The sequence below is a fragment of the Nostoc sp. NMS9 genome (assembly GCF_017114995.1).
Classification (GTDB): Bacteria; Cyanobacteriota; Cyanobacteriia; order Cyanobacteriales; family Nostocaceae; genus Nostoc.
The window spans coordinates 13,734-30,143 of sequence record NZ_JABXKL010000097.1 but is presented as its reverse complement, the minus strand read 5'-3'; the positions used below and the strand labels follow the sequence as shown (position 1 = coordinate 30,143).

The 16,410-nt window shown below is 42.7% G+C and carries 14 protein-coding genes and 1 pseudogene; 5 read left to right on the top strand and 10 right to left on the bottom strand.

Going from position 1 to position 16,410, the window contains the following annotated elements; translation table 11 throughout:
* Nucleotides 1-15 precede the first annotated feature (15 nt).
* Both HWQ40_RS32215 and pdhA read right to left on the bottom strand, forming a co-directional pair.
* Nucleotides 16-885 carry an aldose epimerase gene (locus tag HWQ40_RS32215; RefSeq protein ID WP_292786038.1) on the bottom strand — a complete coding sequence of 290 codons (870 nt, stop codon included), beginning with the start codon at nt 883-885 and terminating at the stop codon, nt 16-18.
* A 102-nt stretch (nt 886-987) separates the two neighbouring features.
* On the bottom strand, nt 988-2,022 hold the full coding sequence (gene pdhA / locus HWQ40_RS32210; RefSeq protein ID WP_292786036.1) for a pyruvate dehydrogenase (acetyl-transferring) E1 component subunit alpha: 1,035 nt from the start codon (nt 2,020-2,022) through the stop codon (nt 988-990).
* Between the two features lie 767 nt (nt 2,023-2,789).
* On the opposite strand from pdhA, the gene HWQ40_RS32205 reads away from it, so the two are divergent.
* Nucleotides 2,790-5,081 carry an IMS domain-containing protein gene (locus tag HWQ40_RS32205; protein ID WP_292786034.1) on the top strand — a complete coding sequence of 764 codons (2,292 nt, stop codon included), beginning with the start codon at nt 2,790-2,792 and terminating at the stop codon, nt 5,079-5,081.
* A gap of 132 nt (nt 5,082-5,213) precedes the next feature.
* On the opposite strand, the gene HWQ40_RS32200 is transcribed toward HWQ40_RS32205, so the two are convergent.
* From HWQ40_RS32200 to HWQ40_RS32180, 6 genes and pseudogenes are all read right to left on the bottom strand, one after another.
* Entirely contained in the window at nt 5,214-5,654 is a 441-nt protein-coding gene (locus HWQ40_RS32200; protein ID WP_292786032.1) for a hypothetical protein, read from the bottom strand.
* Nucleotides 5,651-6,868: a hypothetical protein gene (locus HWQ40_RS32195; RefSeq protein ID WP_292786030.1), complete on the bottom strand. Its 1,218-nt coding sequence runs from the start codon at nt 6,866-6,868 to the stop codon at nt 5,651-5,653. Before HWQ40_RS32195 ends, HWQ40_RS32200 begins: the two co-directional genes overlap by 4 nt.
* Nucleotides 6,869-7,409: 541 nt before the next feature.
* Nucleotides 7,410-8,048, bottom strand: a complete 639-nt coding sequence (gene dhaL, locus HWQ40_RS32190) for a dihydroxyacetone kinase subunit DhaL (RefSeq protein ID WP_292786028.1) — start codon at nt 8,046-8,048, stop codon at nt 7,410-7,412.
* A 24-nt stretch (nt 8,049-8,072) separates the two neighbouring features.
* A complete protein-coding gene (gene dhaK, locus HWQ40_RS32185; protein ID WP_292786026.1) occupies nt 8,073-9,149 on the bottom strand; it encodes a dihydroxyacetone kinase subunit DhaK in 1,077 nt (358 codons plus the stop codon).
* Between the two features lie 182 nt (nt 9,150-9,331).
* Nucleotides 9,332-9,400 (bottom strand): annotated as a pseudogene (locus HWQ40_RS35785) (hypothetical protein); the annotation flags it as partial.
* 210 nt (nt 9,401-9,610) lie between these two features.
* Complete coding sequence (locus tag HWQ40_RS32180; RefSeq protein ID WP_292786024.1) at nt 9,611-10,486, bottom strand: MBL fold metallo-hydrolase; 876 nt, start codon at nt 10,484-10,486, stop codon at nt 9,611-9,613.
* A 190-nt stretch (nt 10,487-10,676) separates the two neighbouring features.
* Between HWQ40_RS32180 and HWQ40_RS32175 the strand changes: the two genes are divergently transcribed.
* Genes HWQ40_RS32175 through HWQ40_RS32165 form a run of 3 tightly spaced genes read left to right on the top strand, consistent with a single transcriptional unit; the run spans nt 10,677 to nt 12,510 of the window.
* A complete protein-coding gene (locus HWQ40_RS32175) occupies nt 10,677-12,041 on the top strand; it encodes a serine/threonine-protein kinase (RefSeq protein ID WP_292786022.1) in 1,365 nt (454 codons plus the stop codon).
* A gap of 20 nt (nt 12,042-12,061) precedes the next feature.
* The gene (locus HWQ40_RS32170) at nt 12,062-12,271 is read left to right on the top strand and encodes a 2-oxoisovalerate dehydrogenase E1 subunit beta (RefSeq protein ID WP_069071816.1); all 210 of its coding nucleotides are present in this window, start codon (nt 12,062-12,064) and stop codon (nt 12,269-12,271) included.
* Nucleotides 12,268-12,510: a type II toxin-antitoxin system HicA family toxin gene (locus HWQ40_RS32165; RefSeq protein ID WP_292786018.1), complete on the top strand. Its 243-nt coding sequence runs from the start codon at nt 12,268-12,270 to the stop codon at nt 12,508-12,510. Before HWQ40_RS32170 ends, HWQ40_RS32165 begins: the two co-directional genes overlap by 4 nt.
* Nucleotides 12,511-12,685: 175 nt before the next feature.
* Here the strand turns inward: HWQ40_RS32165 and HWQ40_RS32160 are convergent, their stop codons facing one another.
* Both HWQ40_RS32160 and HWQ40_RS32155 read right to left on the bottom strand, forming a co-directional pair.
* Entirely contained in the window at nt 12,686-13,639 is a 954-nt protein-coding gene (locus HWQ40_RS32160) for a heme o synthase (protein WP_292786016.1), read from the bottom strand.
* A gap of 315 nt (nt 13,640-13,954) precedes the next feature.
* Nucleotides 13,955-14,881, bottom strand: a complete 927-nt coding sequence (locus tag HWQ40_RS32155; protein ID WP_292786015.1) for a heme A synthase — start codon at nt 14,879-14,881, stop codon at nt 13,955-13,957.
* Nucleotides 14,882-15,285: 404 nt separating this feature from the next.
* On the opposite strand from HWQ40_RS32155, the gene HWQ40_RS32150 reads away from it, so the two are divergent.
* On the top strand, nt 15,286-16,374 hold the full coding sequence (locus tag HWQ40_RS32150) for a cytochrome c oxidase subunit II (protein ID WP_292786014.1): 1,089 nt from the start codon (nt 15,286-15,288) through the stop codon (nt 16,372-16,374).
* Nucleotides 16,375-16,410 lie beyond the last annotated feature (36 nt).

The following is a 16,410-nucleotide window of genomic DNA, read 5'->3' as shown; positions in this document are numbered from 1 at the left end:
GATTTGTAAAGAGGTTTAGAAAAAATTAGCAGTCAACCTTACAGATGCTGTGTGGCTAGCTCCTGGTGCTAACACAGTCAGGTTATCACCAGTATTTAGAGAGTTACGAGTGGCACTCCACGGTTCTAGACAGTAGAATTCTTTGCCTTTGACTGTCCAAAATACCAGGTAGGTAGAGAAATCATCATAATCCAAGGTGAGTTTTAACTTCCGGCTGTGATCTATCGCGGTGGCTGATTGACTCGTTAACTGTCCAAAGGCAAAATCAATTTCATCATGGCTAAAGTCAAAATTGCCGTCAAAAGAGTGAATTTCCTTAGTTTGATTATCTTGATACTGCTTAGAAGGAATTTCAAGCTCTAACTGAGTTTTATCACCACACAGAAAGTAGGGATGGAAACCAGCTGAAAAGGGCATTGGTGTAGATGATAAATTTTTATACTGCTGGCGGACTTCTAGGGTATTACCTTGAAGTTCGTAAGTGAAAGCCAGTTGAAAATCAAAAGGATAAACAGCCTTGGTTTGCTCATTGCTATTGAGAACTACAGTCAGACTAGCTTGATCTTTAGTTTTTTGTTCCGTTGCTGACCACGGCAATTCACGAGCAAAACCGTGTTGCTTGAGAGTATATTTTTGACCGTTATGAGTGTAAGTATTATCTGGTAGATTGCCACAAATCGGAAACAAAATTGGATTTCCACCTCTGACACTCAACTCAGGATGAGTAAAGCGTTCAGTATCCAGGTAGAAAATTTCTTGCCTTTGAATGCGCCAATGGGTGATGATACCGCCGCGTTCGGGTACGACTTCCAATTGAGAACCAGCGGCTTCGTCAGAAAGAATGTAGGTCTTGTACTGTTGCTGTTGAACTGCAATGCTAAACACAAATTTTAGTCCTAGGTATAGGGATAGTTATGAGTTAGAAGTTGTGAGTTAGGAGTTAACAATTCATAATTTCTAACTCCTAACTCCTAACTCCTAACTTTGTTATTCGTCTTCAGCAAACACGAAACGATATAACTCACTAGGGTCTGGTTCAGGGCTGCTTTCGGCGAACTTAACGGCCTCGTCGATTACATCCTGAATTTTACGGTCAATTGCTTTAATTTCTCCCTCATCCGCCAGATTTTGCTCAACCAAATAAGCTGCCAACTTCTTAATTGGGTCACGGGCGAACCAAAATTCTTTCTCAGCTTTGCTCCGCATTTCATCTGGGTCAGCCAAGGAGTGACCCCGGAAGCGGTAGGTAAGCGCCTCAATTAATGTTGGGCCTTCACCTGCACGGGCACGGGCTACAGCTTCTTGGGCTACGGCTCGTACTGCTAGTACATCCATGCCATCTACTTCCACGCCCACCATGTCAAATACACTGGCTTTTTTATAAATCTCTGGCTGGGAAGTGGCTCGCTCGTGAGACATACCAATGGCCCACTTATTATTTTCGACTACAAACAGAATTGGCAGTTTCCATAGGGCTGCCATATTTAGTGTCTCAAAAAACTGACCGTTATTAGCTGCACCGTCGCCAAAAAAGCAAGCTGTAACTTGGTCAGCATTTTTATCTCCTAGCACTTCGCGGCGGTATTTGGTTTGAAAAGCCGCTCCAGCTGCTACAGGAATTCCCTCAGCCACAAAAGCATAGCCACCCAGCAAGCGATGTTCGGCAGAAAACATGTGCATGGAACCACCGCGCCCTTTGCTGCAACCTGTGGCTTTGCCAAATAATTCTGCCATTACCTCTTTTGCTGGTACACCCGCACTCAGAGCATGAACGTGGTCGCGGTAGGTACTACAAACGAAATCTTCACCCGGTCGCATTGACTGTACAACACCACTGCAAACGGCTTCCTGACCGTTGTACAAATGGACAAAACCAAACATCTTGCCCCTGTAGTACATTTCAGCGCACTTGTCTTCAAACAAGCGCCCTAATACCATATCCTCATACAACCGTAACCCTTCTTCCTTAGTAATTTGCGTAGTAGCAGGATTAAAAGTGGGTAAAGTACGCTCTTGAACCATTATTTTTGAGTATCCCTGTTGTACAACTTAAAGTTACGGTCTTAAATAAGTTGGTCTGATAACACCTCAGCTTTTAACAGGCTAGCGTTTGTAAGACTCAACAATCAAACTTTATTTATGCACCTAAAAAGGGTCTTAGGGAATAGCTGAATTTTTAATTTTTGATTTTTAACTTTTCAGCTCATACCCCGTGAGGATTTGACTCTAACGGCAATATCTGCCGCTTTAGGTTTTCTCTCTCACTATTCCCCTTCACAGACTAGCAATCAAGATAGACTGCTTTCTGCATATCCATTAACAATTTAAAAAAAAAGGAGGCAAAAATCTATAATACCCAAATAGGTAATTGTAATGAGGGGTAAATTATGATATGATTTTTGTCTCCTGTTATCAGGGTAAATCCCCAATAGTGGTATTTTTGTTACTGGCTAGTGGGAAAGTCCCAAAAAAATCAATCATCAATAGATTCTTCCAGCCACAACAATTATGCCGTGATTAAAAGCGGTAGTTGTGGTTTGTGGTATCGAAGGCTGATAATAGTTGTGTTAAACAAAAATACTAAGAATTAAAACAAACAATTGAGGCTTTCTAGGCGAAAGCAAAAAATTAGTACTAGAATGTGACTCAAAATTTCGGGAAGGTACAAAACAAGTTGTTGCAATATACACTTGTAGAGTAAATTCTATACGGCATTTTTATGGCACGGTTTTACAGGCCTGGAACGCTCTAGGTGAATTATGTTGATCACGGTGCAGGGGAAGTAGGCTGTGCGAATTCCGCTAGATTACTACCGAATTTTAGGACTACCGTTAGCGGCAAGTGATGAACAATTGCGGCAGGCATACAGCGATCGCATTGTACAATTGCCACGACGTGAGTATTCTCAGGCAGCAATTTCTTCTCGTAAACAACTCATAGAAGAAGCTTACGTGGTTTTATCAGATCCAAAACAACGCAGTACCTACGATCAGCTTTATCTTACCCACGCCTATGACCCTGATAACCTTGCTGCTGCCGCAGTAGCACTGGAAAATCGTCCAGAAAGCACCAAAAGGGGTAGTGATACCCAGAGTCTGGGTATCGAAATTACTCAAGACGAGTTGGTTGGCGCTTTATTAATTTTGCAAGAGTTGGGGGAATACGAACTTGTACTAAAACTAGGTCGTCCGTACCTGGTAAATAAAAATGGTACTACAAGTGCAAGAAAAAGCAATAATTTAGCAGACGAAGAAATACACGAAAGTGCTGAACATCCGGATGTTGTTCTCACTGTCGCCCTTGCTTGTCTAGAATTAGGTCGCGAACAGTGGCAGCAAGGTCACTATGAAAATGCCGCCATATCTCTAGAAACTGGTCAAGAACTGTTAGTACGCGAAGGGTTGTTCGCCAGTGTCCAGGCAGAAATTCAAGCGGATCTTTATAAATTGCGACCATATCGAATTTTGGAGTTGCTGGCACTACCTCAAGAAAAGACTGCCGAACGAAGCCAAGGTTTAGAATTATTGCAAAATCTCTTAGAAGATCGTGGCGGGATTGATGGCACGAACAATGATGACTCTGGTCTAAATATAGATGACTTTCTGCGGTTTATCCAGCAATTACGTAACCACTTAACAGTCGCCGAGCAGCATAAGTTATTTGAAGCCCAAAGCAAACGTCCTTCTGCTGTTGCCACTTACTTGGCTGTTTATGCCTTAATAGCGCGGGGATTTGCTCAACGGCAACCTGCTTTAATTCGTCAAGCAAGGCAAATGCTCATACGTCTGGGCAAGCGCCAAGATGTACATTTAGAACAGTCTCTATGTGCGTTACTTTTGGGACAAACTGAAGAAGCAACTCGGGTTTTAGAACTTAGTCAGGAGTACGAAGCTTTAGCTTTTATTAGAGAAAAATCTCAAGACTCTCCAGATTTGTTACCAGGGCTGTGTCTATATGCAGAACAGTGGTTGCAACACGAAGTATTTCCCCATTTTCGAGATTTAGCAAACCAGCAAGCTTTCCTAAAAGATTACTTTGCTAACCAACAGGTACAAGCTTATTTAGAAGCACTGCCAACGGATGCAGAAACAACTAATGAGTGGGCTGTAATTAACCCCCAAAATTTTCCCCAGCCGCAGACAAATAATTCGCCTTTTCCTAAGAATTCAAATAGGACTCCAAGGCAATTTAACCACAGCAGAACACCTGACCTAGATTTGCCAGACACACCAGAATATTCAAATTTCTCACCATCTATGTGGAATTCATCTGGAAATGTAAAATCAGAGGTTCCTGCTGCTGAACGGACGAGCAGAGGCACTAATCAGCATTTGAACGGTTCAGCTAAAAGTGCTACACCTGCTCATAACCAAAAGCGTCGGCGGAGAAAACCTACTCCATCTGCTATTCGGGAGCGTGTAGCGGATAATCGTCCCCATTCTCGTCGTCCTCGGCGGCGGCGAACTTTTGCTAACACCATCGAAGGGAAAACACGGCTGGTATGGAGAGTGTTTATTTCTTTGGTGAGTCTATTAGTTTTCTGGGTATTAGCCACAACAACTTTTGGATGGTTAAAAAATCTGTTTTTTCCTACACGATCTGCACCTACTTCACAGTTGTTTGTACAAATAAATCAACCACCAATATCTATTCCCCCTCCAAATAGTAAACCACTAGGACTAGATGGCCCTTTAACAGATGCAGCGGCAGAGGAAATCATTCGCAATTGGCTATCTACGAAAGCCGAAGCTTTAGGGCCGAATCATGAGATTAATAATTTAGAGCAGATTTTAACTGGTTCAGCTTTGTCTCAATGGCGGCTGATTGCTCAACAGGATAGGTCAGACAACCGTTATCGCAAGTACGACCATAGCGTAAAGGTGGCATCTGTAGAGAAAATTGATTTATTCGCAGATCGTGCCGCAGTAGTAGCTACGGTGAAGGAAGCGACGCAGTTATATGAAAATGGTCAGTTTAAAAACTCTTCTAACGAGAATTTGCGAGTTCGGTATGATTTGATTAGACAACGAGGTAAATGGCGTATTCAGAGTGCATCTGTTGTGAATCAGATAATTAGATAAGTTTGAATTTTTAGGCGATGTCTACGACGAAGTGGGTGATCCCAATCCCTGATGAAGAGTAATTCTGATTCTCCAAACTTCTGAGCTGCGGAAGCCGCGCAAGAGAGTTCTCTCTGGATTCTGAATTCTTCTTCAATCGCTCTGACCCTGAAACTGATGTCCACCCGCCTCAATTCTGAGCTTACCTGACTTCCATCCCAGATAAATCGGGGTTTTATTACCATCAGCATTTTGGTAAACAGCAAAATGATCGCGCCAATCGTGGTAGTGTCCATTCCGCCAAACTTTTGGTAAATTATTACCCTGATATTGCAGTTTTACTTGAGCGAAAACCCCTTGATACCCAACTACTCCATGATTAATGTTATTCAGAGTTAAACGCGACTTTTTCACTATAGACTGCTGAAATTGCTCCCAACTGCCGTAGGTTTCTTGTTCACCAACTTCGAGGGTAAATCCACTTACTGTTCTCCCAGTACCCACCGCCGTGAAAATTTGATCGTCAGGATATCGTGACTGAATTTTCTGTATTGCTGTTAAATTAATCCCTATCTTTATCTCTTTTGAGTTCAAGGCTGGACTAAGCAAAACTCAATAAACGGCGTAGATACCATGCCTACCCAAAGTCCTTCTATCAAGTTTGTATTCATACTTTCTCGGTTATATATTTCTTTAGTTACATATATGTTGTTGTAGACAAGCTGAATTTTATAGATATCGATTTTTAGAGCATCAAAACTCCAATAACCCCCATCTCCGGCTTCGATCTTAAGAACAAATTGGTCGCGCTTTCGCCAATATAGTAAGGAGTATGGAAAGAAGGTGACATTTTCTCCTGGCATAACTAATGGAAAATCTGAGTCTAATGGTCTTTTAGTACCACGCCGATAATACTCTTGCAAATGTAGTTGACCGTCTGCTCCCACAAGTCGGGAAATTATAGTAGCAAAAAAGCTAAAGCGGACTGCTGTGGGCGTATTATTAGTAATGCGAATCCCTAACTGCATACGAGTCTTAATACCACGCTTTTTTTCTGGCAGTGTCAACACTCGTTCTGGCATCAAGGTTTCAAAGCGGATACCATCTATTCCTATTGCACTGTTATGAGATCCCACGGGTTCAACAAGGCGGAGATTCACGAATTGAGTCGCCAATTGCACCGTACTCACTGTTTCTTCTGTCAGCGGGTCTGAGCTTGATTCACTTTCACTATAATTACCCCATATAAACCGAAGCTGATACGATCCTGGTTGGGGAATATTGAAAAACCAAGATTTGTCAAGAAAGCGAAAAATTTTTGATGAAGAGTTAGGGCTGTTAATAACTTGAAGTTGCAGATGGTTATTTTGCCAAATCAGCCTTAGAGCCAAAGTAAGGGGTATGTGTAGTCCCGAATCGATTAAACGAGGATCAAATACTCTAGTCTCACTTCGCTTTAGCGATTGGGCTAAGTTTGATACGAGCTGTGTTAACCAAATTCCAAAAGCTGCCTGGGGAGGTATGTTCCTTTGAAGTTCGTCAACAGCTTCATCTAAAGTTATTTGCCCTTGTAATACTTGACCATCTGATGTCAAAAGCTCTGGAATTAAGGTTTGATTGGGGTTGAGATGACAAGGATTTGGCGTGTTATTGATTAGGTAAACCTTAATTTCCACAATTTCTACAGAGATACTGGAATCAGAGCGATTTTCCGGGATAGGTAACACTATAAGATTGGGTTCCCAGATTCTTAAATGCATACCATCTATTTCAAAGAAATTGCTTTCATTTGATTCAAAAGATGTCATATTGCTTACCCTCTAAATTTTTAGTTTTTTACGCGCCATCACATTGATTGGCGTATAGCTTAATGACATTATCCCGAAAAAGACCAAAACCACAGCTAAAACTGTCACCAATAGATTACGTATGTAATACTTCAAGGCTGTTTCGTGAATATTTTATGGAAACAATGTTTCAACTAGAAACTGAAAATAAATTCTTTATTGCAGGGCTACAGTTGAGTAATCAGAAAGCATTAAGATAAATGTATGATCCTTTTGAGGATGTGATAACCCAATATTTACTCAACTATTAAAACAGCATCTACTGAATTAATAAACCAAACTTTATAAAATTCATCTAAAGGAAATGGTAACGAAAGAGTTTAATTTAAAGATTAAGCAGAGCATTAAGGATACATTTAGTTTGTTGGTCTTGTTGAAATGTATAAGGTTGTCTGGTTATCTTGAACGGTCTTCATGAAAATAGCCGCGATCGCCTAAAATAAATACTCACACTAGCTTGTGAAAAGGTTTGTAGTGAGCCATTTATCTGATACAGCCAGCGTTATTCCCCAGAACTTTCCAACACCCCTAACAGACTTTTCAACATCAAATAAGCAGAAGTCCCTCCTGGATCTTGATGTCCGATGCTTCGTTCTCCCAGGTAGCTAGCCCGTCCCTTTTTTGCTTGCATCGGTATAGTTTCTTGCAACCCTTTTTGGGCTGCTACTACAGCCTGTTGCATAGCTTCCAGCGTTCCCTTCCTTTCTCCTACAGCTTGCCCAAAAGCGGCTACAGATGGAGACAGCACATCCACCATTGTTTTGTCTCCTAGTTGCGCTTTGCCACGTTGCAGTACCCCGTCTAAGCCTGCTTGGAGTAATCCTAAAACATCTTGTTCTGTTAATTCTTGCTTACCAACTACTGCTGTACTGGCTCGTAAAAACCAGGTGCCATAAAGAGGCCCACTAGCACCGCCAATAGAAGAAATTAAGGTCATACTCACAGCTTTGAGAATACTGCTGATGTCCTTGTCTGTAAGAGTTGGTAACTGAGCACTTACTTTTTTAAAGCCGCGATCCATATTGATCCCATGATCCGCATCTCCGATCACAGCATCTAATTCTGTCAAATATGCTTTATTCTGCTCTATCTCAGTTGCATAAGCTTGCAACCATTGTAATATCTGCGCCTGAGTCAACATATTAAAATAATTCGTAATTCATAATTATGAAATTCCCCAGCGCCAACTTGGTGTTTTTACTGGTGCATCCCATAACCGGATCATCTCATCATCTAATTTCAGCAAGGTAATGGAGCAACCTTGCATTTCTAGAGATGTGATGTAAGGGCCTATCAAGTTTCGCACAATTTGCAATCCTTGGTGTTCGCAGATTTGGGCGAGTTTGCGGTACACAATATACAGTTCAGAAATCGGGGTTCCACCCATACTATTGACAAAAGCTAATAAGCGATCGTCTTTGGCAAATGGGAGATTTGTTAGTTCTACATCTACCCATTCTCCTTTGTCTTCATCCCACTCGCGGAGTGTGCGGCTGTATGCTGCATCCTCGATAAGCGATCGCGTCAAAATTTCGGTAATCTCGTCTACTGATTTGATAGCTGTACGTTCTGTTCCTGGCTCACCGTGGATACCGATACCTAATTCAATTTCGCGATCGCCCAATTCAAATGTCGGCGTTCCATTCGCGGGCACTGTACAAGATGTTAGAGCAATTCCCATACTCCGTCCATTCAGATTTACTCGGCGACATAAATTTGCTATTTGTGGCAAATCATACCCTGCCTCAGCCGCCGCGCCACAAATTTTTTCCGCCAGTATTGTTGTTCCTACACCCCGCCGTCCTTGGGTATAGAGACTATCCTTGACTGCTACATCGTCATCAATCAAAATATTTAGCGATCGAATGCCTTCACCACGGGCTAACTCCGTTGCCATCTCAAAGTTCATGACATCGCCACTGTAATTTTTGACGATATAAAGGATACCAGAGCCTCCATCTACTTGCTTGGCTGCTTCTAGCATTTGGTCAGGAGTAGGTGAAGTGAAAACCTCTCCAGGACAAGCTGCATCAAGCATTCCTTTGCCCACGAAGCCAGCGTGCATTGGTTCATGTCCACTGCCACCACCTGAAATAATTGCTACTTTACCTGGAATAGGTGCATTGGCTCGATAGACAAAGGCGGGATCGTAGTTCAGTTTAATTAAATCGGAATGAGCCGCCGCCATACCTTCTAGACTTTCCCGCACAAAGTCTTCCGGCTTGTTGATCAGCTTTTTCATAATCCGTGTTTGGTTAAAAGCGTGCTAAAACCCAGGTTATAGCGTTTCTGGTTTGTATGCAATACAGTCTGACCTCTCTCCTTGAAGGCTACCGTGTACACACAAGTCTTTTAGAGTGGCTCCACGACTTTTAATCCCCCAACCCCCTCTTGAAAAGCAAAGCTGTTTCATTCCCTCAAAGCTCAAAAAAGACTTGTGTTATGAACGAAAGTACTTGTGTTATGAACGAAAGTACTTGTGTTGTGAACGGAAAGACTTGTGTTATGAACGAAAGCACTTGTGTTGTGAACGAAAGCACTTGTGTTATGAACGAAAGCACTTGTGTTGTGAACGAAAGCACTTGTGTGTACACCGTAGCCCTAAAGGAGAGAGACTTTGAATTTTTCCCCTTCCCGTGCCGGGAAGGGGGTTAGGTTTTTCGTGGGTTTTGCCATATAACCGAATAATTATGAATTATTTGGTCAATTCAAAGATTCCATCAACTCAATACACTTGTGCATCTGCTGGTGCATGGTTTCCCGATCAGCATGAAACCTTCGCCCATGACCTGGTAGCACCCACTCAAAAGAGTAATTAGCCAAGTTACGCATTGATTTAGTCTGTTCTGACCAAGAATACCAGCAAGCACCGTGGAATGCAGTCAGTTGGTGCAAGCTTTCTGACCAAGCGAGATGATCGCCACTGAACAGAAACTTATTTTTGTAGAGTAGGACGGTTTGTCCTTTGGTATGACCGGGAACTGGGATAATTAATAAATCTGGAGTCAAGGCAAATGGTTCAGAACCAGTTAGCTGTATTTCCACATTGCGAGTATCGGCAGTAATATCATCAATGTGGAGGATGCGATCGCACTGAAAATGCTCGGCAAACTTTTGATGATCTGCCACATCATCCTTATGAGTTAGGTACATATAACGAATTGGCCCCAGTTCTTCTAAACGCTTGACTAAAGGCGGCGTAAACCGGGGAGAATCCACCAAAATGTTACCTTCTGGAAGTTGAATTAAATAGCTAGTAGCACCGTAAGATTTTTCAGAATGATAGCCGCAGTGGTAAACATTTTCCGCTACTAATATTGGAAACTTTTCTTGAGCTACTTTGATATCTTTTGGCTTTTCAACTGTGCCAATAGAACTAGTAGGACAAGCTAAAAGTGCTTCAAGCGCTGCTAATCTTTCCGCATCATTGGTTGGTTGATGATAAACAGCCGATTGATCATCAACATCATAAAATACTTCAGGAGCCATCCAGCGACAGGTATCACAATCAATACAGGTACTATCTACATAAAAATCGCCGTTGACATTTTGAGGACGACGCTGATTTAAATGAGCCATATTAATCCTTTTGCTTCCAGGCGCTTACTGGGGAGCGATAAACTCTATATCACTACGCTAGCAAAAGTAACTTGAGACTGGAGACGCCACTAGAAGTAAATCTGCTCAAAAATATAAAGACTCGTGAAACCCAGTAAGCATAAATTGGGAAAACTGAACATAGACACTATCTGCTGATATATTCCCAAATATGCTTTACTGTTCTAATTCCAGTTGTTTAAATCCCTTTAACTCTGATGACAATAAGTTTTGCATTAAGTGTGGACAAACACTCACATCATTACTCAGAAACCGTTTCCGGGTAATACGACTTTTGGGTGAGGGTGGATTTAGCAGAACTTATGAAGCCAGGGATGCAGATAGAATAGATGAACCTTGCGTAATTAAGCAATTTGTCCCTCAATTTGAAGGAACAGCTGCACTTGAAAAAGCTACAGAGTTATTTAAGCAAGAGGCGAAGCGTCTGTATGACTTGGGAGAACACCCGCAAATTCCCCGCCTGATTGCTTATTTTGAACAGGATAAGCGGCTTTATTTGGTACAAGAGTTGATTCCGGGGCAGAATTTATTACAAGAATTGCAGCAGCAGGGAGCCTTTAGCGAAGAAAAGATCAAACAGCTTTTAACTGATTTATTGCCTATCCTGAAGTTTATCCATGAACGCGGTGTAATTCACCGAGATATCAAGCCAGAAAATATCATGCGCCGTCTGGATGGCAATTTAATATTAATTGATTTTGGTGTTTCTAAACAAATTACAAAAACTTTTGTAGGTGTTGGCACAACAGTAGGAACGCCTGGATATACACCATTAGAGCAAATGCGTGGTCAAGTTTTCCCTGCAAGTGACCTTTATAGTTTGGGTGTAACTTGTATTCGGCTGTTAACGAAATGTTTACTAAAAGCAGATGGTTCTGATGAACTTTATGATGCGCTCAGGGGTTGCTGGATATGGAAAAAATACTTACCGAAAGGTAGAAGTATTACTTCTGAATTTGGGCAAGTTTTAGATAAGTTAATTCAGGATGATGTGAAGGAACGCTATCAATCTGTTGATAAAGTAATACAAGCTATTAATGCTGAGAATCTAAATTCAGCTGTAGGGATAGATTATACAATTTTGCAAAAGCTACTAGCATCTGGCAAATGGAAAGAAGCTGATCAAGAAACCTGGAAGCTTATGCTTAAAATATCTCATCGAGAAAAAGAATGTTACCTCAGAGTAGAAGATATAAAAGAGTTTCCCTGTCAAGACCTCTTAACTATTGATCGCTTGTGGGTGAAATACAGTAATGGGCGCTTTGGTTTTAGTATCCAGAAGCAAATATGGGACAGCGTTGGGGGAAAACCTGACTTAGATTTGGAAACCTGGAAGTATTTTGGTGAGTCTCTAGGATGGCGGATTAAAAATAATTGGAAGCCTTATGATTTTCTATCATTTATATTAACTGCTCCGGCTGGACAACTACCCAGAGCAGTATGGAGTATGAGATTAGATGGAAGAAGAAAAAGACTCTCTGCCCTTACATCAAGGCTTGTAAATTGTAAAATCTAGTAGTTAAGGAAAGATTCGCTATGACTGAAATTGTATTTCTCGTTGAAGATGATCCTGATGGTGGTTATACAGCTAGAGCTTTAACCGAGTCAATTTTTACTCAGGCTGACGATATAGAAACATTACGGGAAATGCTGCGTGATGCGGTTCACTGCCATTTTCCTAACGAACAAAACCGTCCCAAAATCATTCGGTTACACATAGTTCGTGATGAGGTAATAGCTTCTTGAAGCTCCCACGAGATTTATCTGGTTCAGAATTAGTTAACGCTCTTGCTCGTCTAGGATACGAGGTGACTCATCAAAAGGGTAGCCACATTCGGTTAACTACTCAACAGAATGGCGAACATCATATTACGGTTCCCGCCCATGACCCGATTAAAATTGGCACTCTTAACGCCATACTCAAAGATGTTGCAGCTCATGCTGGTTTAACTCGTGACGAATTGCTTGCGTTGCTTTTTCCATAGCTATTAAAAATAGATAAATAGGTGAGTGTAATTAATTTTTAAGAAATTCACTCATAACTGAAACTTTACTGACGAGTGCAAATCCGCCAAAGTCTAATTATATATGTATATTTTTTAATTTCCAAAAATGCGATCGCGCCTCTTTACCAAACGCGATCGCTAAATTTTCCATCCCCTAAGCTATAAAATGCAACTGATTGATCGCTGCATTAATTAGATTATGGGTAATGGGAAGGCTATCCACTACCATCCCCAGACACAACAGCATCATGTAGGAGATGGAATAGAGAAACAACTCTCTAGCTACAGTGCGATCCTCTGGATTTTGCAACAAACGCCAAGATTTGTGGATAAATAATCCTCCCAGACTTAGGGCGATCGCAGCATAAAGAATTCCACTTGCGCCCAAGGGATAAAACAACAACACGGTTGCAAATACTGTCACCAGCGTGTAATACCAAATCTGCTTTACAGTTGCCGTAGTACCTTCAATCACAGGTAACATTGGTATCCCAACTTTTGCGTAGTCATCTTTAATCATTAGAGCTAGCGCCCAGAAATGGGGTGGTGTCCACAAGAAGACGATGGCAAAAATCAGCCATGCTGACCAGCTTAATGTCCCCGTGACAGCAGCCCAACCCACTAACGCCGGAATTGCCCCAGCCGCCCCACCAACAACGATATTCTGGGTGGTGTGGCGTTTTAGCCAGTGGGTATAGACCAAAATATAAAAGACGATGCCAGAGAAAGCTAACAGGGCGGCTAACACGTTGGCAAATACTGCTAGGAGTGTAAAAGAAATCGTTGCCAGTGCGATCGCAAAAATTAGAGCATCGCGTGGCTGCACCTTACCCGAAGGTATCGGACGATGGCGCGTCCGCTCCATGTCATAATCAATATCCCGATCATAGACACAGTTAATCGTCTGGGCGCTTGCAGCAGCCAAAGTGCCACCAGTGAGAGTTACTAGCAACAGCAATGGGTCTACTTCTCCCTTAGCAGCAATCCACATACTTCCAGCCGTGGTGATCAAAAGCAACGGAATAATTCGAGGCTTTGTTAGCTGGTAATAACTTTGAACTACCTGGAAAAATGTTTCGTGATGGCGAGAGACATTAGTCTCAATCATTTTGGCTCTGGTTCCTTATTTTTCAAAAACTTATATGCAGCCCCCGCTCAAGCTGGCTCTTTCAGGCAAATGAAAACACAGATTTTCTACACCTGCATGGGTCGCAATACTCGCCGTTGCAGCTCTATCGTTTAGTGGGGAATGGGAACTGGGGAGATTAGGGAGAAGAACCAATGCCCCATACTTCTCTACGAGAGCCTGCGCCAACGGCTTACCTCAGCTTCACTCGGCACAAGTTGCTCAGTACAAGTGCCCCATGCCCAATGCCCAATGCCCCACTATTTACTCAGCACTCAGCACTGGCTCAACGCCCCGCTATCGCTGACGTGACTCAGTTAGTGCTGAGTCACGTAGTGATAAAACTGTAAAAGCCACCAAAGTACCTAGCAAAGTAGCTCCTATAGCTTGATGAGAGACTGTGAGAGGCTCGACTTGGAGGTGTAATTTGAAAGTGGCGACTCCCAACAAGATTTGTAAGATTAACAACGCACCAGCCATATTTGCCAGTCGCCGCAAGGCTGGATGTAGTGCTGGTGTCCGCCAACAGATAAATACCATTGCCAAGGTTGCCACTGTTGGCGGCACCAAACCAGCAATATGGCTGTACATTACAGTACAAAGTTGAGAACCGCCGAGGCATTGGTGTAGCGCCCAGCGAGAGCCTACCAAAGCACCTAGCAGACTTTGCAGGTAAACCAGAACAGCAGCAGTTAAACCGACCCAAGGCAACTTACCAACGGTTCCATTCCCCTGATAGGGTGTGAGTGCTGTGCCGATAATCAGGAGGGTGGTAAAAAACAACAGCGCCGTTCCTAAATGGGCGGTAACGATATCAAACCGCAACAGTTCGGTAACGGTGAGTCCTCCCAAGATACCTTGGAAGACGATTAGAAATAGGGCGAATGTAGATGCCCAAGGCAGCCAAGAGGGTAAGAAACGACGACGCCACCAGGATAAACCGAAAAGTGCGATCGCGCTTACACCAATTAAAGCCGCATCCAATCTGTGAAACCACTCCAAAAACACTTGGAGATTCATTTGCTTGGCTGGCACGAGTTCGCCATAGCATAAGGGCCAGTCTGGGCAAGCAAGCCCAGCATTCATGACGCGGGTGGCACTGCCTATGGCCATCAAAATTAAGGTGGCTATGCACATTTTCCACACCAAGCGCCGAATCATTTCCTTGGGCTTTTGCTGCTCAACTGCCGCTTCATTTTGTTGTTGTAGGACAAATTCGCTCATGAATGATACCTTCTGCCCGCTCTTGGTGGATCTCTTAAAATTTTCAATTTTCTTTTAGTGTCCCATCTCCACCCTAGCGTATAGGCTATGGGTTTATAGATTAGCACTCACTTATACTTTGAATCACTCCAGCAAGGTTTTGCCTGAAGCTTTAGGTATTTTTCAAGATGTCAAAAATTGATTAATCACAATTAATTTAAGCATTCTAAATTTTTCGTTAAATTTTTTCACTGATTTGCATCTATTTTTGGCGTTGTATGATAGTAAACTCATACTCAAAATTAGTGAAATAGGCAAAAAAATTAATAAAAATTTCAGACCTTTGTTCCCCATGTCTGACAGCCTAGACTACCTTAGTAAGTGAGCAGCTTTAAGATAACGTAGTAAATTCAATTAAGTAAGCCGTGAAGATTCCAAGTTCAATCTGGACATTACTCATTGGCATCGTGCTAACGCTCGCCAGCCTTTGGTACGGTCAAAATCACGGTCTGTTGCCAGCAGCAGCCACGGATGAAGCCGTCTTGGTGGATGGTCTGTTCAATGCGATGATGATCGTTTCTACAGGGATATTTCTGCTCGTTGAAGGTATTTTAATTTACTCTGCATTTAGATATCGTCGGCGTGCAGGTGACAATGAAGACGGTCCACCAGTTGAGGGCAATGTACCTCTAGAAATTCTCTGGACGGCGATCCCAGCAATTATCGTTATCGGTATTTCTGTTTACAGCTTTGATGTGTACAACGAAATCGGTGGCTTTGATCCCCATGCTATCCATGAAGCACCGATGAATCAGGAGTCGATGAAAATGCCAGGGCATGGAAGTGCAATAGCCGCAACTTTAAGCGATACCCCTCCCAGCACCGAACCCAACCTTAATCAAGAAAAATCTGATGAGGCAATGCAAGACCCAGCTACGGCAGAAGTCCGCAACGCTGACCAAGTTCCCCAACTGCGGAATGCCCCAGGTGTAGGTATTGTAGCTCCGACAATTGGAGGAACTCCTGATAAAGCAGGTAAACCAGCTGAATTACAAGTCAACGTCACTGGTCTACAATATGCCTGGATTTTCACCTATCCTGAAACTGGTATAACTACAGGTGAAATGCACGTCCCCATCGGGCGAGAAGTGCAAATCAGTATGACCGCCAACGATGTCATTCATGCCTTCTGGGTGCCAGAGTTCCGCCTGAAACAAGATGCGATTCCTGGTAGGCAAAGCGAGATTCGCTTCACTCCCCAAAAAGCAGGAGATTATACCCTGATCTGTGCTGAACTTTGTGGCCCCTACCACGGTGCAATGAGAGCGCCAGTAGTTGTTGAGCCACAAGAAGCCTTTGATAAATGGATGCAAGAACAGCTAGTTGCCAGCAAAGAAACGCTAAATCAAGCCATTGCTGTTAACCCTGCGGATCTATCCCCAAATGAATTTCTCGCTCCTTACACCAAGGATATGGGAATTAAACCAGAAATCCTCCATCAAGTTCACCATTAATTAATAGTCCATCTTAAAAGTGCAATAACTCAGCAC